General features: G+C 57.9%; 23 protein-coding genes and 1 tRNA gene. 10 read left to right on the forward strand and 14 right to left on the reverse strand.

Translation table 11 applies throughout. From position 1 onward, the window contains the following. Nucleotides 1-627: 627 nt before the first annotated feature. From AOC04_RS09415 to AOC04_RS09435, 5 genes are all read left to right on the forward strand, one after another. Entirely contained in the window at nucleotides 628-1,653 is a 1,026-nt protein-coding gene (locus tag AOC04_RS09415) for a LacI family DNA-binding transcriptional regulator (RefSeq protein WP_060692721.1), read from the forward strand. Between the two features lie 84 nt (nucleotides 1,654-1,737). Continuing rightward, nucleotides 1,738-2,520 carry a sugar phosphate isomerase/epimerase family protein gene (locus tag AOC04_RS09420; RefSeq protein ID WP_060692722.1) on the forward strand — a complete coding sequence of 261 codons (783 nt, stop codon included), beginning with the start codon at nucleotides 1,738-1,740 and terminating at the stop codon, nucleotides 2,518-2,520. Beyond that, nucleotides 2,513-3,466, forward strand: coding sequence for a sugar kinase (locus tag AOC04_RS09425; protein WP_060692724.1), 954 nt, complete (start codon nucleotides 2,513-2,515; stop codon nucleotides 3,464-3,466). The genes AOC04_RS09420 and AOC04_RS09425 overlap by 8 nt, the downstream gene beginning before the upstream one ends. 64 nt (nucleotides 3,467-3,530) lie before the next feature. Next, nucleotides 3,531-4,826 (forward strand): MFS transporter, encoded by a 1,296-nt coding sequence (locus tag AOC04_RS09430; protein WP_060692726.1) that lies wholly within the window; start codon nucleotides 3,531-3,533, stop codon nucleotides 4,824-4,826. Between the two features lie 65 nt (nucleotides 4,827-4,891). Continuing rightward, nucleotides 4,892-5,821 carry a 2-hydroxyacid dehydrogenase gene (locus AOC04_RS09435; protein ID WP_237178941.1) on the forward strand — a complete coding sequence of 310 codons (930 nt, stop codon included), beginning with the start codon at nucleotides 4,892-4,894 and terminating at the stop codon, nucleotides 5,819-5,821. On the opposite strand, the gene AOC04_RS09440 is transcribed toward AOC04_RS09435, so the two are convergent. From AOC04_RS09440 to AOC04_RS09455, 4 genes are all read right to left on the reverse strand, one after another. Then, a complete protein-coding gene (locus AOC04_RS09440; protein ID WP_060692728.1) occupies nucleotides 5,822-6,901 on the reverse strand; it encodes a polyamine ABC transporter substrate-binding protein in 1,080 nt (359 codons plus the stop codon). A 62-nt stretch (nucleotides 6,902-6,963) separates the two neighbouring features. Continuing rightward, complete coding sequence (locus AOC04_RS09445; protein WP_060692729.1) at nucleotides 6,964-7,305, reverse strand: cupin domain-containing protein; 342 nt, start codon at nucleotides 7,303-7,305, stop codon at nucleotides 6,964-6,966. Between the two features lie 38 nt (nucleotides 7,306-7,343). Further along, nucleotides 7,344-8,750, reverse strand: coding sequence for an NAD(P)/FAD-dependent oxidoreductase (locus AOC04_RS09450; RefSeq protein WP_060692731.1), 1,407 nt, complete (start codon nucleotides 8,748-8,750; stop codon nucleotides 7,344-7,346). A gap of 49 nt (nucleotides 8,751-8,799) precedes the next feature. Next, nucleotides 8,800-9,618, reverse strand: coding sequence for a helix-turn-helix domain-containing protein (locus AOC04_RS09455; protein ID WP_060696918.1), 819 nt, complete (start codon nucleotides 9,616-9,618; stop codon nucleotides 8,800-8,802). A 259-nt stretch (nucleotides 9,619-9,877) separates the two neighbouring features. On the opposite strand from AOC04_RS09455, the gene AOC04_RS09460 reads away from it, so the two are divergent. After that, nucleotides 9,878-10,156, forward strand: a complete 279-nt coding sequence (locus AOC04_RS09460) for a DUF1652 domain-containing protein (protein ID WP_060692732.1) — start codon at nucleotides 9,878-9,880, stop codon at nucleotides 10,154-10,156. A gap of 244 nt (nucleotides 10,157-10,400) precedes the next feature. Here AOC04_RS09460 and AOC04_RS09465 read toward each other — a convergent pair whose 3' ends face one another. Next, a complete protein-coding gene (locus AOC04_RS09465; RefSeq protein WP_060692735.1) occupies nucleotides 10,401-12,878 on the reverse strand; it encodes a UvrD-helicase domain-containing protein in 2,478 nt (825 codons plus the stop codon). A gap of 258 nt (nucleotides 12,879-13,136) precedes the next feature. Between AOC04_RS09465 and AOC04_RS09470 the strand changes: the two genes are divergently transcribed. Beyond that, nucleotides 13,137-13,832: a pirin family protein gene (locus tag AOC04_RS09470; protein WP_060692737.1), complete on the forward strand. Its 696-nt coding sequence runs from the start codon at nucleotides 13,137-13,139 to the stop codon at nucleotides 13,830-13,832. 81 nt (nucleotides 13,833-13,913) lie between these two features. On the opposite strand, the gene AOC04_RS09475 is transcribed toward AOC04_RS09470, so the two are convergent. Then, nucleotides 13,914-14,450: a hypothetical protein gene (locus AOC04_RS09475; protein ID WP_060692739.1), complete on the reverse strand. Its 537-nt coding sequence runs from the start codon at nucleotides 14,448-14,450 to the stop codon at nucleotides 13,914-13,916. 56 nt (nucleotides 14,451-14,506) lie between these two features. Continuing rightward, nucleotides 14,507-15,688 carry a purine nucleoside transporter PunC gene (punC, locus tag AOC04_RS09480; protein ID WP_060692741.1) on the reverse strand — a complete coding sequence of 394 codons (1,182 nt, stop codon included), beginning with the start codon at nucleotides 15,686-15,688 and terminating at the stop codon, nucleotides 14,507-14,509. 118 nt (nucleotides 15,689-15,806) lie between these two features. Here punC and punR point away from each other — a divergent pair, with 118 nt between their 5' ends. Beyond that, nucleotides 15,807-16,730 (forward strand): DNA-binding transcriptional activator PunR, encoded by a 924-nt coding sequence (punR, locus tag AOC04_RS09485; protein ID WP_060692743.1) that lies wholly within the window; start codon nucleotides 15,807-15,809, stop codon nucleotides 16,728-16,730. A gap of 200 nt (nucleotides 16,731-16,930) precedes the next feature. Here the strand turns inward: punR and AOC04_RS09490 are convergent, their stop codons facing one another. From AOC04_RS09490 to AOC04_RS09500, 3 genes are all read right to left on the reverse strand, one after another. Continuing rightward, the gene (locus tag AOC04_RS09490; protein ID WP_060692745.1) at nucleotides 16,931-17,467 is read right to left on the reverse strand and encodes a DUF4174 domain-containing protein; all 537 of its coding nucleotides are present in this window, start codon (nucleotides 17,465-17,467) and stop codon (nucleotides 16,931-16,933) included. 216 nt (nucleotides 17,468-17,683) lie between these two features. Further along, nucleotides 17,684-18,265, reverse strand: coding sequence for a DedA family protein (locus AOC04_RS09495; protein ID WP_060692747.1), 582 nt, complete (start codon nucleotides 18,263-18,265; stop codon nucleotides 17,684-17,686). A 69-nt stretch (nucleotides 18,266-18,334) separates the two neighbouring features. Then, nucleotides 18,335-19,381, reverse strand: a complete 1,047-nt coding sequence (locus AOC04_RS09500) for a DMT family transporter (RefSeq protein WP_060692749.1) — start codon at nucleotides 19,379-19,381, stop codon at nucleotides 18,335-18,337. Between the two features lie 342 nt (nucleotides 19,382-19,723). Here AOC04_RS09500 and AOC04_RS09505 point away from each other — a divergent pair. Then, nucleotides 19,724-19,810: transfer RNA gene (locus AOC04_RS09505), tRNA-Leu, on the forward strand. 594 nt (nucleotides 19,811-20,404) lie between these two features. Continuing rightward, nucleotides 20,405-20,539: a hypothetical protein gene (locus AOC04_RS24325; RefSeq protein ID WP_257719956.1), complete on the forward strand. Its 135-nt coding sequence runs from the start codon at nucleotides 20,405-20,407 to the stop codon at nucleotides 20,537-20,539. Nucleotides 20,540-20,616: 77 nt separating this feature from the next. Here the strand turns inward: AOC04_RS24325 and AOC04_RS09510 are convergent, their stop codons facing one another. Genes AOC04_RS09510 through AOC04_RS09525 form a run of 4 tightly spaced genes read right to left on the reverse strand, consistent with a single transcriptional unit; the run spans nucleotide 20,617 to nucleotide 24,110 of the window. Further along, nucleotides 20,617-21,237, reverse strand: coding sequence for a PqiC family protein (locus AOC04_RS09510; RefSeq protein WP_060692752.1), 621 nt, complete (start codon nucleotides 21,235-21,237; stop codon nucleotides 20,617-20,619). Then, the gene (locus AOC04_RS09515) at nucleotides 21,234-22,895 is read right to left on the reverse strand and encodes a PqiB family protein (protein WP_060692754.1); all 1,662 of its coding nucleotides are present in this window, start codon (nucleotides 22,893-22,895) and stop codon (nucleotides 21,234-21,236) included. The genes AOC04_RS09510 and AOC04_RS09515 overlap by 4 nt, the downstream gene beginning before the upstream one ends. Further along, nucleotides 22,888-23,502: a paraquat-inducible protein A gene (locus AOC04_RS09520; RefSeq protein WP_060692756.1), complete on the reverse strand. Its 615-nt coding sequence runs from the start codon at nucleotides 23,500-23,502 to the stop codon at nucleotides 22,888-22,890. Before AOC04_RS09520 ends, AOC04_RS09515 begins: the two co-directional genes overlap by 8 nt. After that, the gene (locus AOC04_RS09525) at nucleotides 23,499-24,110 is read right to left on the reverse strand and encodes a paraquat-inducible protein A (protein ID WP_060692760.1); all 612 of its coding nucleotides are present in this window, start codon (nucleotides 24,108-24,110) and stop codon (nucleotides 23,499-23,501) included. Before AOC04_RS09525 ends, AOC04_RS09520 begins: the two co-directional genes overlap by 4 nt. Nucleotides 24,111-24,382: the final 272 nt, after the last annotated feature.

Below are 24,382 nucleotides of genomic sequence, written 5' to 3' on the forward strand. Positions count from 1 at the left end.
AATTTTGACAGACCACGACGACCCCATGGCGAGATCGTCCTGTCACTCGCCGTTTATGGCCGGCCGAAACTGCCACAAAGCTAAATATTTAGTCCAGCATTATTTTGGCGTAAAACTATTAAACCCGGATAAACAACAGCAAACATTGAAGGCGCGGGTCACTCTTTTTTTCAACCGTTAACCATTAAACTCATCATATTAAACTCAGGAATAACAACACCGACTTTACGGGTAATGGCCTTTTGCAATATGACTGAGCGGTCACAACTTTTTTTGTTTAAATAAACGTGTCGCCTACTCGTCTTTATATATCGTTTTTAATTAACTAAAATTACGCCGCCCTCTGCCCTCTGTAGGAGCGAGCTTGCTCGCGAGCTCTTCATTGCTACGTTGAAAAGCTCGCGAACAAGCTCGCTCCTACAGCAGGCCCCCCACAATCACCAGCGCGATCCTCCAAGGACCGCGCGTCGCCCGTATCGCGAGGCTAGCTCGCTCCTCCCCCCTCCCCGGAGCACTGAAATTACAAACGGCACTTGACTCGAACCGGTGATTTGAGTTTTCCTGAAACCGGTTTCAGCGCCCTAACGCGAAATCGCCTGCGATAACTCAAATAAAAGGTTTCAGGCCGTGAACAGCTTTTCTGCCGCCCAGCGCACCCGCGTGACCATGCTTGATGTTGCCCGACTTGCCGGTGTATCCAAGGCCAGCGTGTCGCGCTTTATCGGCGAAGACCGCGCCCTGCTATCTGATGCCATCAGCCAGCGCATCGAGCAAGCAATCAACGAGCTGGGCTATCGGCCCAATCAAATGGCCCGCGGCCTCAAGCGCGGCCGTACCCGGCTGATCGGCATGCTGGTGGCCGATATCCGCAACCCCTACTCGATTGCAGTGATGCATGGCGTAGAAACCGCCTGCCGGCAGCACGGTTACAACCTGGTGGTGTGCAACACCGACCGCAACAATGAACAAGAGCGCCAGCACCTCGCCGCTCTGCGCTCCTACAATATCGAAGGCCTGATTCTTAACACCCTGGGCCACGATCCTGATGCCCTGCAAGAGCTGCATCAGGAGATGCCCATCGTTCTGATCGACCGCAAGGTCGAGCAACTGCACACCGATCTGGTCGGCCTCGATAACCCGCATGCCGTACGCATGGCCCTAGAACACCTTGAACAGCAGGGTTACCGCGATCTGTTGCTGGTCAGCGAGCCTGTCGATGGCACCAGTTCACGGGTCGAGCGCATTCACAGTTTTACCTCGCAACTGAGCACACACCCGGCCCTGCACGGCACAGTGGTGCAAACCGGCACGCAACTGCGCGCCGACATCCAGTCCTTCCTGCAGACCCCCGGTAACGGCCCTAAGGCAGTGTTCTGCGCCAACGGCGTTGCTGCGCTGGCCTGTACCCACGTCTTGCGCGAGCTCAATTGCCATTTGTTTGAGGATGTCGGCCTGATAGCCCTGGATGATCTGGAATGGTTCCCCCTGGTCGGCAGCGGCATCACTGCCCTCGCCCAGCCCACCCAACAGATTGGCGCCAGTGCCTTTGACTGCCTGCTCAAACGCCTGAAGGGCGACAAGGCTCCCGCCCGGCACCTGGATTTCGCCGCCCGGTTAATCGTGCGCGGTTCCACTCAACGGCCTGCTACCTGACGTTCTTTGGCCGCTGGTTGTTTGATCCGACCTGCGGCACTTTCCCCAACAATAAAATGAAACCGGTTTCAGAGATTAATCACCATGACCACATTCCCCGTATCCATCAGCCTGTCGAGCTACGGCGCCGACCTGGTTCGCCAACGCGGACAACACAGCTTCATCGAGTTACTGGCCAACGCCGGAGCAACACGCATCGAACTGCGCGAGGAGCTGTTGACCGGTGAAGACCCGGCCGCCTTCAGCCAGGCCGTGCAACAGCATGGTCTGGAATGCGTGTTCTCTTCCCCGATGGAGCTGTGGGAAGCCGGGCAGTCGCGCCCCAATCCACAATTGATCGCCACCCTGCAACGGGCCCATGCATTCGGCGCAAAATGGCTGAAGGTTTCACTGGGTTATTTCACCGAACACTGCGATCTGCCAATCCTGGCCGCCTGCCTCAACCAGCAGCCCGTGCAGTTACTGGTAGAAAACGACCAGACCTCCCAGGGCGGGCGCATCGAGCCGATGCAGCGTTTCTTCGACAAGGTCGAGCAACAGCAGGCACCGATCAGCATGACCTTCGACATTGGTAACTGGCAGTGGCAGGACCAGGCAGCGGGCACTGCTGCGCGCCTGCTGGGCCGGTACGTCACCTACCTGCACTGCAAAGGGGTGGCCCGGCGCCCGGATGGCAAGTTGATTGCCATACCGCCCACCGACACTGACCTGCAAATGTGGCAGCAACTGATGACTCACATGCCCCACGGGTTGACCCGGGCCATCGAATATCCGCTGCAGGGCAGCGACCTCGGCTGGCTGACCAACGAACATGTGGCGGTGCTGGCCAAACTGAATCAACAGCAACAGGAGCTGAGCCATGTCTAAGGTTGATGTGCTGTCATTTGGCGAAACCATGGCCATGTGGGTGGCCGAACACACCGGCGATCTGGCTCAGGTCGAACTGTTTCACAAACGCATTGCCGGGGCCGACAGCAACGTGGCCATCGGTCTGGCACGCCTGGGTTTCAATGTGAAATGGCTAAGCCGTGTAGGTGACGATTCCCTCGGACGTTTCGTACGCAATACCTTGCAAGCCGAAGGCCTGGACTGCCAGCACGTGGCCATCGACCCGCAGCATCCGACCGGTTTTCAACTCAAGTCACGGGTGGATGACGGCAGTGATCCGCAGGTGGAGTATTTCCGTCGCGGTTCGGCCGCCAGTCATCTGGGCCTCGATGCCATCACCGCACCATTGCTCAGCGCCCGCCATTTGCACGCCACCGGCATCCCGCCCGCTCTTTCGGCCAGCTGCAATGAATTGTCTTTCGAACTGATGAAGTCCATGCGCACAGCCGGCAACAGCGTGTCGTTCGATCCCAACCTGCGGCCATCGCTGTGGGCCAGCGAACAGCAAATGATCCGTGACATCAACGCCCTCGCCTCCCACGCCGACTGGGTACTGCCGGGGCTGAGCGAGGGCCGGCTGCTGACTGGCTACAACGATCCGGGCGACATCGCGGCGTTCTATCTCGATCAAGGGGCTGAAGCGGTCGTCATCAAGCTTGGGGCCAAAGGCGCCTACTTGCGCACCGCCGAACTTGAACAATTTGTACCCGCCGTAGCGGTCACCCAGGTGATCGACACCGTCGGCGCCGGTGATGGCTTTGCCGTGGGAGTCATCAGTGCCCTGCTGGAAAACCTTGGCTTTATCGAAGCCGTGCAGCGTGGCAACTGGATTGGCAGCCGTGCCGTGCAGAGCCGTGGCGATATGGAAGGCCTGCCGACCCGCGCCGAACTGAATCAACACAGCGCGCTGACTGCGAGCGCTTAAACACTGAAACCCTGTTGTACCCGTTACCTGCTGCGACAAAAAAAACAAGCTCAGGAGCACCGCTATGCACACGCTAAAACTTGCCGCCCGCCGTTGGTGGTACATCATGCCGATTGTATTTATCACCTACAGCCTGGCCTATCTGGACCGCGCGAACTACGGGTTCGCCGCGGCCTCCGGCATGGCCGAAGACCTCAACATCACTCCGGGGCTGTCGTCGCTGCTCGGGGCCCTGTTCTTCCTCGGGTATTTCTTCTTCCAGGTACCCGGGGCGATTTACGCGCAGAAAAACAGCGTTAAAAAACTGATATTTGTCAGCCTGATCCTCTGGGGCGGCCTGGCGACGCTGACGGGCGTGGTGTCCAACGCCTACAGCCTGATTGCCATACGTTTCATGCTTGGGGTGGTAGAAGCCGCCGTGATGCCAGCCATGCTGGTGTACCTGTGCCACTGGTTTACCCGTGCCGAACGCTCGCGAGCCAATACCTTTCTGATTCTCGGCAACCCGGTGACCATGCTCTGGATGTCGGTGGTGTCAGGCTATCTGGTGCAGCATTACAGCTGGCGCTGGATGTTTATCGTCGAAGGCCTGCCAGCCGTTCTCTGGGCATTTATCTGGTGGCGTCTGGCCGATGACCGTCCAAGCGAAGCCAAGTGGCTCAACAGCCAGGAGAAACAGGACCTGCAAAGCACGCTGGATGCCGAACAGGTGGGGATGAAGCCGGTAAAAAATTACGCCGCAGCCTTCCGCTCACCGAAAGTGATCCTGCTGTCGTTGCAATTCTTCTGCTGGAGCATCGGGGTTTACGGCTTTGTCCTGTGGTTGCCGTCGATTCTCAAGCACGGTGCGAAGATGGACATGATCGAGGCCGGCTGGCTCTCGGCCCTGCCTTATCTGGCCGCCGTGATTGCGATGCTTGCCGTATCCTGGGGTTCGGACAAACTGCAAAAGCGTAAACGCTTCGTCTGGCCGCCACTGCTGATCGCCTCCATCGCCTTTTACGGCTCTTACACCCTGGGCGCAGAGCATTTCTGGTGGTCCTACACCCTGTTGGTGATTGCCGGCGCCTGCATGTACGCACCCTATGGTCCGTTTTTCGCCATCATCCCGGAAATTCTGCCGTCCAACGTGGCAGGTGGCGCCATGGCGCTGATTAACAGCATGGGGGCGCTGGGCTCATTTGCCGGCTCGTACCTGGTCGGCTACCTGAACAGCGAGACCGGTTCACCGGGCGCCTCATTCCTGCTGATGAGCGGCGCGCTGATGATTTCCGTGCTGCTGACCCTGATGCTCAAACCTACGGTCAATGACACGCCTGCGCCCAAGCAATTGGCTACGCAGCGTATGGCCCACTCTTGAATTCAACGCCGGTGATTACCTTGAAAAAGAATGTCGTGCTGTACAAAGAACTGTCCGCGCCCCTGATGCAACTCCTTGAAGAGCAGGCCAACGTCACGCTGATCAAACGCCTTGATGCCCAGGGCCTGGATCAACTGCGGGCCGCCCTGCCCCTGGCCCAGGGGTTGTTGGGCGCCAGCCTCAAGCTGGATGCGCAACTGCTGGACCTGGCCCCCGCACTGGAGGCCGTGGCCAGCGTTTCGGTGGGGGTCGATAACTACGACATCAACTACCTTACCGAGCGCAAAGTCCTGCTCACCAATACGCCGGACGTGCTTACCGAAACCACCGCCGACACCGGTTTCGCCCTGATTCTGGCCAGCGCCCGACGCGTGGTGGAGCTGGCTAATCTGGTACGCAACGGGCAATGGAAAAAAAACGTCGGCCCCGAACATTTCGGCACCGATGTGCATGGCAAGACCCTGGGCATCATCGGCATGGGCCGTATCGGCGAAGCCCTGGCCCAGCGCGGCCACTTTGGCTTCGGCATGCCAGTGATTTACCACAGCAACTCGCCAAAACCGGCGGTTGAGGAGCGCTTCAATGCGCAGTACCGCAGCCTCGATGAACTGTTGCAACAAGCCGACTTTATCTGCCTGACCTTGCCCCTGACCGCGCAAACCGAAGGCTTGATTGGCGCCGAACAATTTGCCCTGATGCGCCCCGAGAGCATCTTTATCAATATCTCCCGGGGCAAGGTGGTGGACGAAGCAGCGCTGATTCACGCCTTGCAACAGGGCCAGATTCGCGCGGCCGGGCTGGATGTGTTCGAGCGCGAACCGCTGGAGCTGACCTCGCCACTCCTGCAACTGGATAACGTGGTGGCCACCCCGCACATCGGCTCGGCCACCGTTGAAACCCGCGAAGCCATGGCCCGCTGTGCCGTCGACAACCTGCTGGCGGCACTGGCGGGCGAGCGCCCGGCCAATCTGGTCAACCCGCAGGCGCTGCGCTGATCAGTCACCGGCCTTGATTTTGGTCCATAGCCGCGTACGGATACGGTCGATATTCAGCGGCATGGCCTGAAGGGCAAACAGCTTGTCCATCATCGCCGCCGTTGGATAGACCTTGGTGTCAGCCTTGATCTCAGGGCTGACCAGGGCATCGGCCTGCTCATTGCCATTGGCGTAATGCACGTAGTTGCTGATGCCGGCCATCACGTCCGGGCGCAGCAAGTAGTTCATAAAGCTGTAAGCGGCCTTTTCGTCCGGCGCATCCACGGGCATGGCCACCATGTCAAACCAGATCGCGGCACCTTCCCTGGGAATCGAATAACCGATATCGACCCCATTGCCGGCTTCTTTGGCCCGGGTTTCGGCCTGCAGAATGTCTCCCGAAAAACCTACCGCTACACAAATATTGCCGTTGGCCAGGTCGCTGGTGTACTTGGACGAGTGAAAGTAGCTGATAAAGGGGCGGACCTTCATCAGCAGCGCTTCGGCCTTTTTGTAGTCTTCGGGGTTCTTGCTGTGATGGGGCAAGCCCAGGTAGTTCAGTGCTGCGGGCAATACCTCCGGGCCGTTATCAAGGATAGCGACCCCGCATTTGCTGAGCTTCTCCATGTTTTCAGGCTTGAAAATCAAGTCCCAGGAATCCACGGGGGCGTCATCCCCCAATACCGCTTTGACCTTGGCCACGTTGTAGCCGATACCGGTACTGCCCCACAGGTACGGGAAGCCATGCTGGTTCCCCGGATCATTGACCTCCAGCGCCTTGAGCAGCACCGGGTTAAGGTTTTTCCAGTTGGGCAGCTGGCGCTTGTCGAGCTTCTTCAGTGCTGCGCCCTGAATCTGTCGCGCCATAAAGTGGTTGGAGGGAAACACCACGTCATACCCGGAGTTACCGGTCATCAACTTGCCGTCCAGGGTCTCGTTGCTGTCAAACACGTCATAGGTGAAAGCAATCCCGGAATCACGGGAAAAGCTCTTCATCGTGTCGGGCGCAATGTAGTCCGACCAGTTATAGACCTTCACGGTCTCGGCGGCCTGAGACAAGGTGGCGGCCAACATCAGGGGCAACAGGGTCATACGGATCATGGTTCGATTCCTTGCATGTTCTGGCAGCTTTTTTATAGGCAGGTATCGGCAGTTTTCAGCGATCAAAGGATCAGTACATAGGTCTTGCGCACGGTCTCCTGGATGTCCCAGATGCCGGCACTGTTGGCAGGCAACATCAGTGCATCGCCCGCTTCTATGATCAGGGTTTCTCCGTCATCCGGGGTGAAGGTGCAGCGGCCCTGAATAAAGTGACAAAACTCTTGCGCCACAATCTGCCGGCGCCAGCGCCCGGGGGTGCACTCCCAGATGCCGGTTTCGACCCCGTCGGTACGCTCGACAGAGGTCACCGAGGTGATGGCCACCGGCGTGTCCAGCGGCACGGCCACCGGGAAGGACTCTTGCAACGGTACCCGGGCGGTGTTTTTGAATTGAGTGATACGCATCGGATGCTTCCTGATCAAAGCCCTGTTGAATGGTTGAGTTACTGCATGAAACCTTCCATAAACCCGGCCACCCGCGTGGCAAGCTTGCGCCGCCAGGGCGGGCTGTGGGGATTGGCCAGGGTTTTGTCTTCATGGACGAAGCTGCGGATAATCGCGTTGTAACCCAGCCAGCGGCAGGGTTCCGGTTCCCAGGCCCGGAGTGCGCCCAGCCCGCCTTCGGTCAACACCCAGGGCTGTTTAACCTCAAGGGTGTCGCGCTGCAAAATCAGGTCAGCCAGGGTGCGTCCCCCCAGATGGCTGGCGCCTACCCCTTCGCCGCCATATCCGCCCGACAGTGCAATACCTTGCCGGCGGTCACAGAGCATGTGCGGGTGAAACCGCCGCGACATCCCCAGATTGCCGCCCCAGGCATGGCTGATACGTACGTTTTCAAGCTGCGGGAACAGTTCACCAAACAGGTAACGGCGCAGTTCTATTTCGCTCTCGCTGAGGTCGAAGTTCTCCCGCAGGCGCCCGCCGAACTGATAGCCCCCGCGCGCACCGAACACCAGGCGGTCATCGACTGTGCGCTGGCCATAAGTGACCTGGCGGCTGCTCTCGCTGAAAGCCTGCCCCCGGGAGAGCCCGATCTCGTCCCACACCGATTGCGACAAAGGTTCAGTGGCGACCAGCAGGCTCTGCACCGGCAATTGATAGCGCCCCAGGGCTGGCAGGGTATTGGCGTAGCCTTCTACCGCAGGTACCACCCAACGGCTGCGCACCCGGGCCCTGGCGGTGGACACCTGGCCCGGCTGCCATTGCGTGACCGGGCTTTGTTCGAAGATCCGCACGCCCATGCGCTCAACGGCACGGGCCAGGCCGCGTACCAGTCTGGCCGGGTGAATGGTCGCAACATGCGGCGTAAAAATGCCGCCATAAGGCCTGGCAACACGGATCTGTTGCGCCAGTTCATCCGGGCTCAGCCAGTGATAGTCGGATTCGTTCAAGCCTTCGGCGTAGAGGCTGGCCAGGTAGCTGCGCAAACTGGCTTCTTGTTCGGGGTAACGGGCCGCGCAATACAAAGCACCACCTTTGCGGTAATCGCAGTCGATGCCTTCACGGTCAATGACGTTCTTCACTTCATCGGGGATGCCATGCAGCAAATCGAAGGACTCTCGACGCTGCCCGGGTGAAAGACCCGCAAGCATCCGGTCCTCACCGAGCAAGTTACCCATCAGCCAGCCACCATTGCGACCGGACGCGCCAAAGCCGGCTGTTTGCGCTTCAACAATGGCAATGCTCAGTTCAGGCGCATGGCGCTTGAGGTAATACGCAGTCCACAGCCCCGTATAGCCGGCACCGATGATGGCCACATCGACATCCAGGTCGTGCTCGAGCGTCGGCCGCGGAGCAAGCTCGTCTCCAAGCTGGTCCATCCATAAACTGATTGAGCGCCATGCTGGCATCACCGACTCCACACTGCTTCAAAGAATCGGTCGACACTACCTCCTGGCGTCAGGGAAAGTCTTGCGCGCGTACCCGCAAAGAAATTTGCCTGGCGTAAGCCTTGGGTGACTGGCCAGTGTGCTGGCGAAAACAGCTGTAGAACGCCGAGATCGAATTGAAGCCGGCCGCGAATGCCACTTCATCGACTTTCGCCGGCGTAACCGCAGCATCCATGGCGGCCAGCACATGCCGCAGACGGGCCTGATTCACATAGCGATAAAAGCTTTGCCCGAGCACCTGATTGAGCAAGTACGACATCTGGTTGCGCGTATAGCCACAGGCTTTTGCCACTTGTTGCAGGTCGAGCTGGGGGTCGAGATAGGGTTGCTGGCGCTCGAAGTAGCTTTGCAGGTCACGGGCCATAAAACTCAATTGCCGGGCAGAAAGCCCGAGACGGCTCACCGCCGGCCTTAATGAGGGCTGTAGCGCAGGGTTCACGGCTGTTTCGTGGACCAGCGAGGCGTACTCATTGACCCGCCAGATCAAGCCGTCACGCACCGTGATCGCTTCGCTGGCACGGAACGACACCAGCCCCTGACTGCCGCGCAGGGTCATGCGGTATTGAATGAACGCGGTATCGCCATCGAGACGAATGCGGTCGCTATGTTCCAGTGCTTCATCGGCTTCTCTTGGCATGGACTGCTGCACGTACTCGCGCAGCTCGCCGAGGGCCATGACCCGATTCTGGAAAAAGTCGTGATAACACACATCCGGGTGGTAAAGCGCCATCACCCCGTCCAGGTCACGATGCTTCCAGCACAAGTGGTAGCGCATCACAGTCTGGCCGGTAGCGCGGGTCTGTTCGGGGCCGTCAACGGGGTCTGACATGGAACGCTCGAAGGCAAAAAACAAAGAGTGCCGAGTTTGCACGCCGGCATCAATGGCCAGACGTGAGGGACCAGCGGTGTGAAAAAACGCTTCAGTGCATGATTTGCATCAAAACACGACTAAACAGTCTATCGGTATGTAACAAATTGCTTAGCAGCACGGGATAGGGGTGATAGGTTTAAACACGAAACACTCACAAAAACATCTGGCCGCAGGATGCCCTCCGGCCTTTCCAGTCCAGAGCAAAAGGAAGTGCTCCATGAACCAGACAAGCAACATACACAAGGTTACCTTCCCCAACGCCTGCCAGCTGATGCGCTGGCATTTTCATCCAATGGGCTTCGAGGCGACCATGGATGCGCCGGGAAGCATGGTCGCGCGCTTGTTTGACCGCGCCAGTGGCGAAACCTTCATCGCCATCGCCGGCATCCCCTGCGCAGCCACCATGACCCCCAGTCAGGTGAGCCATATCATCCAGGCGGTGGAAGACGAACTCGAAAGTTTCGTACCGCCGGTGGCCTGGCGGGCACAAGCCTGATCACCTGAACCCACAAAAAATCTGACCGGCGCCTGCCACTGTGGGAGCGGGCTTGCCCGCGATGGCATCGACCCGGTTCACACCCCTGGCCACGCTGCCTGAATCGCTGGCAAGCCAGCTCCCACAAAAAGTCTGACCGGCGCCTGCCCCCTGTGGGAGCGGGCTTGCCCCGCGATGGCATCGAACCGGTCCATACGCCTGACCACGCTGCCTGAATCGCTGGCAAGCCAGCTCCTGCAATCGTCTAACCGGCGTGCTCAGATACCTTGCGCTGATCCTCAAAAAACGCCTTGCCCCGCGGGATGCGGTCCGACGCCTTGGGGATGTTCGGGCCCTGGGCGTCGGGACTTTCCAGGTACCAATAGCAATGCGTGACCGCACGGGTAATACCGACATAGGCCAGGCGCAAAATTTCATCTTTCTGCGCGGTGTCGTAAGGGTCCGGGTCGCTGTCCTTGCCCAGGCCCGCCATGCGGTAAACCTGGTTTTTATACGGCGAAGACGTCAGGTGCTGACAGTCACCCAGCAGGAATACCGCGTCGGCCTGCAAGCCCTTGGAACTGTGATAAGTCAGTTGCTTGAGCCGGCGATCTTCTGGCGACAATCTAGAATCCACATTAACTACAGACTGAATATCCTTTTCAATCAATAGCTTATCGCTGCTTTTTCGATACAACATCAAGATGCTATCGCCGGCGTTGTAATGCTCGGTCAAGCGCGCAGCCAGCCCCTGATCATCGCGACTCAATACATTCACCGGCACTGGCGTCTTCGGGTCGCCGCTGGCTTTGGCGCGTTTCCCGGCAATGGATGGCGCCGCGCGGACGATATGCTCGGCAGCATCGATGATGTGCTGATGGCTGCGGAAGTTGTCGCTGAGCATCACCCGCGTGGTAGCGGGCGACGGGAATTCCTTGTTGAACTCCATGAAGTACTTGGGCGAACTGCCGCGCCAGCCATAGATCGACTGCCAGTCATCCCCCACACACAGTAACGACGAACGCTGGGCGCCCCGCCCGACATGCATCGCCGGGCCGCGGCTGCGGATTTCACGCAAGCTGGCACGCAACCAGGAAACGATTTGCGGCGAGACGTCCTGGAATTCATCAATCATCAAATGCGACAACGGCCGCAGTTGCTCATGGCTCAATAATTTGAAGTTTTGCGGCGTGTTCTCGCCGAACAGCGAAAACATGCGGTTATAGGTCATCACCGGGGGCGATTGCGCCAGCAAGTGATCTTCCAGCGCGCGCCAGTACAGGCTCAGGGCCTCGAAGAAATGACGGTCCGGATCATCTTTGGCAAATCGCATTTCCCCCACAGCAGCGGCAACATCGAGCCCCAGGTTCTCGATAAAGCTGGCAGCAGCGACAAAACAGTCCAGCAATGGCGCCGAACTCAACTCGCCCTTGAGCTTGTAATCAAAGCCCGGCCCGGCACTCGCGTCGCCCGCCAGCGAAGCAATAACACGCTTTGCAGCATCATAGCTTTCCAACCAAATCAAAGGCTTACTGCAAAAAGCTCGAAACAGTGTGCGTTTAACAGCCCATTCCGCGCGCACGCTCAACTTGGCCCCCGGCCTGCAGATTTGCGGGTTTTCGCGCGGATCAAAGCCCAGAACGACCCAGGCGTCCAGTTGTGGCACGTACCCGTGGCAGTGGAACTGCGAGCCATTGATTTGTACGGTTTCACGACTCGGTTCAATGCCCTGGATGGGCCAGGCACCTGCGGCAAACCACAGATCTTCGAGGGTGTCGCACAGTTCTTCGTCACGCTTGGCGGCCAGCTCAGTCACTGCCATGCGTTTTTGTACATCGGGGTGATCGCGCTCCAGCTCCTTGAGCTGCAGGGCATGCCTGCACAGCGGTGCCAGGGTGTCGCGAAAACGCTCATCTCGGGTATAGAGCCCGTGGTAGCAGGCATTCAGTTGTTGGCGCTGGGCATCATTAATGCGCAGGTCAAAGGGGTTGCTGTCGCTGTCATCGTCATTGAGCAGACTGCGTGTACTCAGGGTCTCAAAGGCCTGCAACTGGCTGTAGCCGGGCAAGCTGCGGACCATGGGCAAAATCCGCGAGTGGAAGGTGCGGACCACATCCCGCGCCTCCTTGAGACTCAAGGTGCGGCCCCACAAGGCAAAAATGGATTGCAGCTTGCTGATGAAGTCCTTGCGCGACTCGCGGGTGAACGTCACCACCGTCATTGAGCTCAGTTCAAAACCCAAATAGTGGCTGAGCAACAGAATGCGCAGAACCAGCGATGTCGACTTGCCGGCACCGGCACCGGCCACCACCGACGTCGACGGCGTGTCACTGAAAATCATCTTCCACTGTGCAGCACTGGGCTGAGCCTGCTCGGGGAGGAGCGCTGCAACATCGGCCTTAATCTGTTTTTTAAGCTCGCCAGTCAAGGGCAGGCGCCAGTCATCGAACAGATTGTCATCAATGCCGGGCGCACGCAGTACCTGGGGGCGAGTATCACTGATGATCAATACCTGCCGGCCCTCTTCCAGCCCTTCGACGCGGCCTTCTTGAAAGCCGTAATCCACCCCGGCGCTGTGACCGCTGCGAAACCCGTCCGCCTGGCCCTGTAACCAGGAGGCCGCATGTTGTGCGCGCAAATGGGTCAGGCCGCTGCCAAACAGTCTGGCGGCCAGACGCTTGAGCAAAGGCAATCGGGTCAGGGGGGCAAGTTCTTCAGGCAGATCGGGAATGTGTTGCGGCACGCTGACTCCAGGGTGTGAGGCTGTCCGGGCGGATGGGCTATGGTCGCTGCATTGCGTCAAGATATCTAGGAGCATCAGCTCTTTAGAGGATTTTTTGAAGGTAAAGAGCCATGTATCGCCCTGGAAAAGCATCTAATAAGTTGATTGTTTTAAAGCATTTTTTCCGCTTTTTATCGATATGTTCTTGAAGGAAAATCATCCCATCATCAACCGGGTAACCGTTCACAGCACACGGGCGACCTGAACAGGAGAAGAATCATGCTTGAACTCAGACCCTTCAACACCCTGGGCGGCGCAAACCATGGCTGGTTGGACGCTCACCACCACTTTTCGTTCGCCGAATACTACGACCCGACCCGGATGAACTGGGGCAACCTGCGGGTGTGGAACGACGACGTGATCGCCCCCGGCACCGGTTTTCCGAAACATGCCCATCGCGACATGGAAATCATCACCTATGTTCGCGAAGGTGCAATCAGCCATGAAGACAACCTGGGCAACAAAGGCCGCACTGAAGCCGGTGACGTGCAAGTCATGAGTGCGGGCACCGGGATTGCCCACAGCGAATACAACATGGAGTCGACCCCGACCAAAATCTTCCAGATATGGATCATTCCCAATCAGGAAGGTGACGCACCGACCTGGGGCGCCAGGCCCTTCCCCAAAGGCCAGCGCGAAGGCTTTGTCACCCTGGCCAGTGGCAAGCAAGGCGACCACGAAAGCCTGCGCATCCGGGCCGATGCACGCCTGGTGGCGGCTAATCTGAGGGCCGGCGAAACAGCTGAATATCAGCTCGAAAGCGGTCGCAGGGCCTATCTGGTACCGGCCACCGGCGTAGTAGAAGTCAATGGTTTGCGAGCAGGCGCCCGGGATGGCGTGGCCATCGTCGATGAGACCCTGTTGCGGGTCACGGCAATTGAAGACAGCGAAATCGTGCTGGTGGATGTGGCCTGATTGTAAACAAGGCCGGCACCTTCAAGGGTGCCGGCCTTTTTATTGCCCGTCTTGTTCCTGCGGCGGCTCAAACAGGCGTCCTCAGGTCAAGGGGTTGTCGATCTGGATATAAAGCGAAAACGCGCCCAATACCAGCCAGAAACAGGAAAATAGCCAGGGCGAACGCACAGAAAACATCAAGGATTTTTTGTAGCCCTTGTGGGTGGACTCCATTTCGCAGAACAGCGGCGACTCATCGTAAGCCATACCCATGACGGGCTGGCTGCTGAGCAGTTCACTTTGCTTGAAGTGCCAGTGATCGATGATGTCGTAGGCCGCCCGAATGCCCGGCCACGCATTGAGTGAAATCAGTATCCCCAGCACCGCTAGCATCGGCGGCACAGTGAGGGTAAAAAACTTGCCCCATTCCGGGTTCAGGTTGGCCATGCAGGAGGCAAAGGCGATCACCAGAAATGACTGTGCCGCCAGATAAGCATCCGTGCGGTGGGACAGGATGCTGGTCTCGTACTGGATTTCACGCCGGTAAAAGTCCAGCCGGTCCTTGGGCGAACCAAACATTTTGGCATCGCGGTCGCTTTGTACCTGCTCCGGATTGTTTGGCGTAATTATTTGGACCATCTGCAGCGCTCCGCAATGTCTGGGACACGTTTGGATAGCGCTGCCAATGACAAAGTTCAGCCTGTGACACAGGCCCGCGCAGGTGATTTGCGGCGCTGGATCAGATACCCCAGCACTGCCAGGGGAGCCGTGGCCAGCATCACCTCAACGGTAATCTGCAGTGGTTCAGTGATAAAACCCGAGACCAGCAGGCTGCCCAGGAAACACAGGCCCAGCTGCAGGGTGTTTTGCAAGGCGGCGGCCTTGCCCGAATTCTCCGAAAACGGCATCAGTGCATGGGCAACCACGATCGGATAGCTTGCGCCGTTAACCAGCGCCATCAAACAAAACGGGATCAGCAACGTCGTCAGCGTCGGCACGGTCAGCGTCGCAACGCAATACAGGCCCACCATGCTGATGCAATATGCCAGTAGCAGCCACGGCAAAAGCGTGTGGCCCTTGATGCGCTGCAAGGCACTGCGGCAGCTGTAACCACCGATCATGAAAGCCAGGGTCGGAAACGCGTAGCTCAACCCGATATCACTCGGGCTGTAGCCCATATCGCCAAGGATGAAGGGTGAAGCCGTCAACCAGGCGAAGAAACTGGCCGAGCACGCGGCAAAAATCATCACGTTGCCGCTGAAACCCGGCGTACGCAGCAACTGCCAATAGCTCACGGTGCTGGTTGCCGCCCTGGTTGTTGTGCGCACTTTTTCCTTGAGCAACAAGGTCGGCACGATCAGCAGCAGGGCCAATCCGAGCAGGACGCTGAAAATCGCCTGCCAGCCCAGATGGTTCAGCACCACAGCCCCCAGCAACGGGGCCAATGCTGGCGACAAGGCCATCAACGGCATGATGCTGGCAAACACCCGATTGGCTTTATCGGCCGGGTAGCGATCAATCACCAGGGCTTGCCATGTAACCGCCGCCGCGCAGATGCCGATCGCCTGGATAAACCGCAGGCTCAAGAGCAACACGCTGTTATCGACCCACAACATCCCCAGGCAACCCAGTGCAAACATCGACAAGCCGGCCAGCAGCACCGGCTTGCGCCCCAAGCGATCAGAGAGCGGCCCCCACAGCAGCTGACCAAAGGCAAAGCCGGCCAGAAATATGCTCAGGCTGGCGCCGACAGATCCGGCCGAAAGGCCCAGCTCGCTGCGCAACGTGCCAAAGGCCGGCAAGTACATATCCATGGCCAGGTAGCCCAGCATGCTGAGCCCCGCGAGGTAACAGGTAAAACCGAAAGAGTTTTTCATGGGGTTCCAAAACTTGCCATCAAACAATTTGTTGACTGGCGTGCATTATCCAGCTGCACATTTGCTTGTGAAGCGATAATAATTGCCTACAGACATCAAATATTTTGAAGGCAAGCCCATGTGGTCTGAATACTCCCTGGACGTAATCGATGCCGTCGCCCGACACGGTAGCTTCAGTGGTGCTGCACAGGAGTTGCACCGCGTGCCTTCGGCTGTCAGCTATACCGTGCGCCAGCTCGAGCAATGGCTGGCCGTGCCGTTGTTTATACGCCGCCACCGAGATGTCGAGCTGACCCCGGCCGGGCAAATGTTCGTCAAGGAAGCACGCGATGTAATGAAAAAAATGCTCGGCACCCGCCGCCTGTGCCAACAGGTCGCCAATGGCTGGAGCGGCCAGTTGCGAGTGAACGTGGATTCGATCGTCAAACACCCGCGATGCCGGCAAATGGTGATCGACTTCTACCGGCACTTTCCCGATGTGGAGCTGATTGTTCAGTACGAGGTGTACAACGGCGTGTGGGATGCACTGGTCGATGGCCGCACCGACCTGGTCATCGGCGCCACCAGGGCCGTTCCGGTGGCAGGCAGTTTTGCTTTCCGCGACATGGGCTTTCTGCACTGGCTGTGCGTGGTCAGCCCGCAGCATCCGCTGGCGAGAGTTGAGGGTTTGCTCGGTGATGAACAGCTGCGGCCCTACCCTTCACTGTGCATGGACGATACCTCGCGCAGCCTGCCAAAACGCGATACCTGGACCCTGGATAACCAGCGCCGGATGATGGTGCCTGACTGGACGACAGGGCTGGCCTGCCTGACGGATGGCCTGTGCGTAGGCATGGTGCCCGCGCATCTGGCACAGCCCCTGATTGAAAGGGGCCAATTGCTCGCGCTGCACTTGCAACAGCCCTTCCCGGCCAGCCCGTCATGCATCGCCTGGGTACAGAGCAATCATTCCCCGGCCATGAACTGGCTACTGGAATATTTGGGAGACACGCCCACCCTGAGCCAGGAGTGGCTCAATGACGCGGGATCTGAGGGGCAGTAATCAACCTGCGTTCTGGCTGAATGCCAGGGGATGCAAGTCTGAGCAGAAATCGTCATAAATTGAGAATGAATTGCGTTTTGACTACATGGTTTTCACGCCACTTTCACATGGACTGACATAGATTGGATCCACTCCTTTAGTGAATCCCATTTGGCCCGCTCCCCCCAGCGGGCCTTTTTTTGGCCGCGATTTAACAGGCCTCAATCATCCAGCTGAGCAGGAGCCTTGGCCGGTTTTACAGGCTTGCCGGCCTTGCCTGCCGGCGCGGTTTTCTCGGGGGGCACCACCTCAGCCTGGGCCTGAGTCTGGTTTTCGGCCACAGGCAAGGCGTCAACCGTTTTGAACAACTCAGTGAGGTCGGCATCACCCTCGGTTTCGAGCTTCTTCTCGCCATCCTTGCCAATCAAAATCACCTTGGCTTTGTCGATAATCATCCCGGGTTTGAGCCCGCGAATCAGCGACATCGTGCTCTGGGGTTCAAGGTCTTTGCCATCACGCTTGCCGGTGATGCCGACAATCGTATACAGCACCATGTTGCGCTCATTGAAGGCCTTCTGATTGGCCGGATCTGCCAGGGCTTGCTTGAGCGTGGTCAGGGTAGGATCGACTTCAGTGCGGGCAACGATGATCAAGGGGCGAAATTTGCCGCGATCCTGTTCAAGGGGGCTTGGAACTTCAACAGCCTGCGCCAGGCCGGTCACCAGCAAGCCGGTAAGGATCAATAAACGGATAAACATCCAGAACTCCTTTTATTAGCGGACCGGGTTCGTGAGCGAGCTGCCAATGCCTTGAAACCCGTGGCGTTGAGCTTGTCATTCAAAGCGTAGGCCAAGGGCTTGATCACGCAACCGGGTTCCCGGACTTTGCCTTTCACGTGTATTTTTTGCAACCGCACCCACTTCTATGGCCGAGGACAAAGCTGCGCCACAGCCTGCCCGCCTCAACTGGTAAACCTATTTGGCGCTCACCCGGTTTTTAGCGCGCAAATGGCGAGCCAGTGCCACCGCCACCATCAATACGATCACCGCCAGCACAATCGGCAAACGATACGGTTTGAGGTCGCCCAGAAAGCGCTGCAGAAACTCACCGGCCCAGTAGCCACCGCTGGCAAACAGAGTTGCCCATACCAGCGCGCCGGCCAGATTGACGCAGAAGAACTTGAGCGGTGAAACCTTGCTCGCCCCAATGACCATAGGCCCTACCAGACGCATGCCATACAGAAAACGCACAGAGAAAATCGACGCCGTGGGGTGCTGATTGATCAACTGCGTCACCCGTCCGATGGTGGCCTGATGTTTGTGCAGACGGGGCAACAGGCGAGCACCAAAATAACGACCGACCCAGAACAGCAACTGGTCTCCCAGCATCCCCGCCAGACTCGCGTAGCCAATCACCGGCAACAGCTTGAGCACATGTTGATGGGCGGCCATGCCCCCCAGAATCAGGATGGTCTCACCCTCCAGCAAACAGCCGATAAAGATGGCCAGATAGCCATAGGTCGCCAGCAAGTAGTTAAAATCGATGTGTTCAAACATGGGCGATCTGTAGCTCCATTCAAAGAGAGTGTGCGTGCATCCTGCCAGCGCAATTTAACACGCAGCCGGTCAGTGCCTATGCCGGTGATGGATATCCGGAAAATGCGGATGGTTATGCCGTACCGGATAATGCAGGTGCGCATGGCTGTGTGCAGAACCGGGCGCTACCTCTTCGGCATGCTCATGCTGATGGTGCTCATCATGAATGTGACGATGGGTGTGCTGCAGCGGCTGGTGCTCATGCATGTGCTCATGCTGCTCGGTGAGGTGCAGCCAGACGCCGAACATCATAAATGCCGCAGCCACCCAGAACAGCATCGAGACTGACTCGTCGAGCAGCACAATCGAAATGGCCGCCCCCAGAAATGGAGCAGTGGAAAAGTACGCCCCCGTCCGCGCAGCACCCAACCCGCGCAACGCCAGCACAAAAAGCACCAGGCTGACCCCGTAGCCTAAAAAGCCGATAAGCAAGGTAGGGCTCAGCGCCGCCAGAGGCGGAATACTGGCGCCCAGGGTCAGCCCTATTGCGCAGTTGACCAGCCCTGCAAACAAACCTTTGGTGCCGGCAATGAACAGCGCATCAGAAGCCGAAACCTTGCGCGTAAGATTGTTGTCCACCGCCCAGCACAAACAGGCAAACGCCACGGCCAGGGGCCCGCCCCAGGATTGCTCGACGCTGGATGCCTGCCCGGACGGCCACGACAAAACAATGCCCCCGGCAATAATTGCCAGCATGCCCACGACAATCCTGCGGTCTGCATTTTCCTTGAACACTACCCATGCCAGCACGGCTGTCAGCACCGGCTCCAGATTGAGCATCAACGACGCTGTCGCGCCACTGGTCAGGGTCAACCCCAGCATCAGGGCAACCGGGCCAAGAATCCCGCCGAACACAATCGCCCCGCCCAGCCACGGCCACTCTCTGACACTAAGCCCGGACTTTTTCCACCCCCGATCGCGGATAAAACGCAGCAACACCAGCCCTATGCCGCTGCCCAGATACAACAACCCGGCCAGCAGTACTGGCGGGATTTCAGTGCCCAGCAGCTTTGCCAGCGGAGTACTGGCCCCGAACAGTGCAGCCGCGGCCAATGCATAAATCACACTTGTATTCATCACACCCACTTCTGATTCAATCGTGCAAGCAGCCTAGACCAGTGCCCAGGCAAAGCGACCCGAATAAGTACCTGCCAGCAACAACGCAGTGCAGTCCCCTTAGTGACCGTGCCTTGGCGGCAATAGAGGCGCAATATTGCCCCCTGACCGGCCCGCTAGTTTCATAGCTCTATGATTTTTCGAGTGTTTTAACCAGGCCAAAAACAAAAAAACTCGCGCCACAGGCACTAACCAACTTGCCTCATCGGTGCAGTCTCTATATATTCGTCCACCTGTCACCCAGGCTCTTGAGTACTTTGTTCCTAAAGCACCTTCCTTCCTGACCCGCTTTATAGCGCTGCCGCCCGAATGGCGAAATTGGTAGACGCATGGGACTTAAAATCCCCCGTTCGAAAGGACGTGCCGGTTCGATTCCGGCTTCGGGCACCAAACAAATCAAGGGCTTGCATGAGATTCTTCGTGCAGGCCCTTTGTTTTTGCTCCGCAAAAATTCAGACCGCTCCGCAATTCTCGATTTTCGCCCCTCCCCTGGCATCTTGCCAAAGTACGCCCCCTGGTACCCCATTCCCGAAGGGACATTGCAGCCCTTTGATCATGGCCATTATTGATTAGCCATAGATTTCCTCTAACCATTCATCGAAGTTTAATCCGCAAATACATCCAACTCTGGAGACCGGATTGGAAACGATGCTGGTTGGCGCATTAACCTGGCTGAATGCGTCCTCTTGAGCCAAATGGGAATAGGCGCCTGAGCTTCAATTAGATATATAGATTTTCACTGAACAATCAGTGCCAACGACAGCCTGTCGCTAACTGCCCGATCCCTCACGGGAGGTCGCATCGGAGTGTGATTTGAAACGCAGGCCGAAAGTGTCCCCCGGTCAGCCGGTATACCGGAGAAAGTCAGGGCAGATCACACCCCGATGTGACCACGCATCAATCAAGGTTGTAGAAAAATTGAATTAGCCTGCTGCTTGCCCGGTCAAGAATTATGAACGCAGTAAATCTGACGAGGTAACAGCAATGACTATCCAGGCAGAGACACTCGTACAACTGACCGAAGCGCTACAAAAGCGTGGCCTGCATCTGGTTTCAGATGTCCACTTCACCCGCGCGCCCTATCGGCACAATCACCGCTGGATCTGCATCGTGGACTAATGCTCCATATGGACCACGGACAGCCGGTGACCGCGAGGATGTTACGAGCACGATTGGGGCCCCGCTGCAGCACGCCCTCACTGCGGACATTGAACACTGGTGCTCTGCGACCAGCGCCGTGCCGTGCTGGCAATAGTTGCTGCCAGCGCTGCGATGGTTTCGCGGTGCGCCAGAACCACTTGCTGCACCGACTGGCCCGCAGGCTGACGCAGCGTACTGCTGCAGGTCAGGGTGCGAGGGGGCTGGCCGTTCTGGCGCAGGGACAAGCTCCAGACCACATCAATCAATGCGTATTGACCAGGCCACGAATCAAAACGCCTGACTTCAGTTTGCACGCCCAGTACAGGCACTGAAGCCGACTTGGGCAGGCCAGCCAGATCACGCACTCCCAGTTCACTCTCAAGACGGTCGACCAAGGTGTCATGGAATTCATCCGCCAGCGGCGAACTCCAGCGCTCGGTTTCCAGAATCGCCAGCCCTCCCCCTGCTTCACGCACCACCAGTTGCGGCTGATCAACCTGAACCGGCACGCGCACCACGCCCACGTCCAGTTGAAACCCGGGGGGTGTGACAGGGCGCTGTCCCTCACGGGCGTCTGCGGGAGACATCAAGGTGTAGAAGTGAGTCGGCGCCGAGCTGCAGGCGGTCAGGGTCAAAGTCGCCAAAAGGCCGAGGCACAACCGGGTCTGAGCACTCATTGCGGATTATTCTCACGGGAAGTGGGCGAGGTCATGAGCGGCTGATCTTTGGCACGGCCACGAATCAGCGCTTCAGGATGGCGACTCAAAAAGTCTGTAAGGGTTCTGACCGAACGGGCGGTACGTTGAACCTCATCCATGGCCGCACCGAACTGTTGGCGCTGAGGTGAATCCTCGGCAACGCTGTTGCCGGCTTCGGTCACAGTGCGCTTGGTTTGCACCAGAGTGTCCTGCAGTTGCGGTAGCACCTGCCCGTTGACTTGCTTGAGCGTGCCCTGCAACGCCAGCAGGCTGCCATTGAGGTTGCCGGCGATCTGATCCAGAGGCAGTTTGCTGATTTTGTCGACGATTGATTCAAGCTGAACCTGAAGCTTGTCGAGGCTGCCCGGCACTGTGGGAATTTGCGAAGGCCGTGCAGTGATATCAAACTTCACCGGCTTGGCACCCTGGACAAAATCCATTGCGATATACAACTGGCCGGTCAGTAAATTTCCGCTGCGCGCCTGCGCCCTGAGCCCTCTCTCGATCATTGTGCCCAGTACACGTTGCGGGCGCAGCTTGTCGTTTTCATCACCATCGCGGTTGAGCTGCTCGTGAGCACGTCCCAATCTTTGCGGATAAATCACGGCGCCAATGATGGTCGGAAAAGTCTTGGTCACCGGGTCGTAATCCAGATCAATCGACACCACGCGCCCAAGATTTACCCCCAGAAACTCTACCGGGGCATTCACTGACAACCCGCGCAACGACTGATCGAAACGCATCTGGATATAAAAAGAGGCACCGTCAGGCGGTGCCAGGGCTGTTTCCTGGTCGGCGAACAGCGTGAACTCGGCCCGCTCTTTGGCCCGCTGCGGGTTTGGACTGTAGCGCGGCTCGACGAATGCGATGCCGCCCGCCAGGATTGAAGACAAGGACTGTGTATTGACCTTCAACCCGTTCGCCGTAAGGTTGACCTCCACCCCGCTCGCATTCCAGAACCGCGTGTCACGGGTGACAAACTGATCATTGGGGGCATTGACGAAAATCTGGATATCGACACTTTTACCGTCCTCAGCCAGCGCGTAGGACATCACCTGGCCTACCGGTATTCTGCGGTAGTAGACGCTGGAGCCTATGTCGAGTGAGCCCAACTCGTCGGTGTGCAAGGTAAATTGAGTGCCCTTGTCGCGATAGGTCACCGCCGGCGGGGACTCAAGACCAATAAAGTCGCTTTTCAGGGTCGACGAAGATCCGGCATCGGCCCCGATAAAGGCGCCCGACAACAACGTGTCGACCCCGGAGACGCCATTGGCACCGATACGCGGACGCACCACCCAAAAGCGTGAATCCTGCGCTGTAAACGGCTTGGCCGAGGCATCGAGCTGCAGCGTGACATCCACCTGATCGCGATCCTCGTTCAGGGCAATTGACGCCACCTTGCCGATCACCACGTTCTTGTATTTGACCAGTGTCTTGTTGGCCTCAAGCCCTTCTGCTGTGGAAAAGCTGACGTTAATCTTCGGCCCCGCTGTGCGCACGTTGTGTATCACCATCGACACACCGACCAGCACGGCCACGACAGGCACCAGCCAGACCAGTGAAATGTTCAGGCGCCTGCGTTTTACTTCAGGCGAGCCAGGGGCTTTTGCATCATCGCATCCAGGGGTTTCAGTCATCTTTAGCCTCTGCATCCCAGATCAGTCGGGGATCAAAACTCATGGCCGCCAGCATGGTCAGTACCACCACACCACCGAAAAAGAGGATGCCCATACGCGGCTCAATGCTGCTCAGGGACTTGAACTGTACTAACGCGACAATCAGTGCCACCACCAGCACGTCGAGCATCGACCAGTAGCCAATCACTTCAACCAGCCGGTACAACTTCGCCCGTTCGCGCCGAGCCACCGCACTGCGGCGCTGACAGGTAATCAATAAAGTGCCCAATACCAGAAACTTCACACACGGCACTGCGACGCTGGCGATAAAAATCAGCAGCGCAAGATCCCATGATCCGCTCTGCCAAAACTCCCAGACCCCGCTCATGATGGTGTTTTCACTGCCATTGCCAAAGGCATCGGTGTACATCACCGGCAAAAGATTGGCCGGGATATAGAACACCAGGCTGGCAATCAAAAAAGCCCAGGTGCGGCTAAAACTATTGGGTTTTCGCCCATGCAACACAGAGTCACAACGCGGACAGCGCCGGTCGCTCGCCGCACAGGCACGGTCGCAGGTATGACAGAGCGTCAGGTTCAGCTCTGAAGCATAGGGAGGAGACATCATTGTGGCGACACTTCCAGGTCATCCCACAAACGACGAATATCCTTGCCGGAAATCAGTATGATCAGCACCGTCAGCATGCCCAGCGCCCACAGCCCGAGGCCGGGGTGCACATCCAGCATGCCCGCCAGTTTGACCACCGTCACCAGAACGCCCAACAGACACACTTCGAGCATGCTCCATGGCCGCAGTTGCTCCAGGGTACGCATGCATATCTTGAAGCCCGGCGCGGCGCGGCGCCTGAGCGCATAAAACAACACCCAGCAAAGCAACACGATCTGCAGCAGTGGCGCGACAATGATCGTAATACCCGCCACTATTGCGATCACACTGATAGGCCCTTGCGCCAGGGCGCTTACCGACTGCCACAGCTCGGCCTGATTATTCAGACCCTGAAAACTGATGGTGATGACCGGAAATACATTGGCAAAGACGAACATCACCGCGGCGGCGATGGTTAAAGCCAAGTGTTGTTGAAGGTTCAAACGCCTCGAGCGATCGAGGATGCAAGCACAACGTACACAGCGGGCCACCTCACCGCGCTTCAGAACCACGGGTGTGTAGACCGAGTCGCAATGTTCACAAATTTTCAAGGCACAAGAAGCGGTCATATCGCACAAGCCCGTAAAGTTGGTTAGCAGTGCTAGAACGCGAGGGTCGGGCTTGTGAAATCCACGTCCATTGGTTGCCCGCTTACCTGAACGCCGAAACCGAAAATATCTATAGGGTGTTAATCGCCCAGCATGACAAACATCGAGAGTGAGTCCTGCCAGGAACTCAAATGACTCTAGACTGTTTTTGAGGCGCCATCGAATGGGTACAAAAGACCGAACGCAACAGGACGATTGGGGGGCTGATTGGGGTCCCCCTTGACGCGATGCAG

The sequence above is a fragment of the Pseudomonas versuta genome (genome assembly GCF_001294575.1).
GTDB classification, from domain to species: Bacteria; Pseudomonadota; Gammaproteobacteria; order Pseudomonadales; family Pseudomonadaceae; genus Aquipseudomonas; species Aquipseudomonas versuta.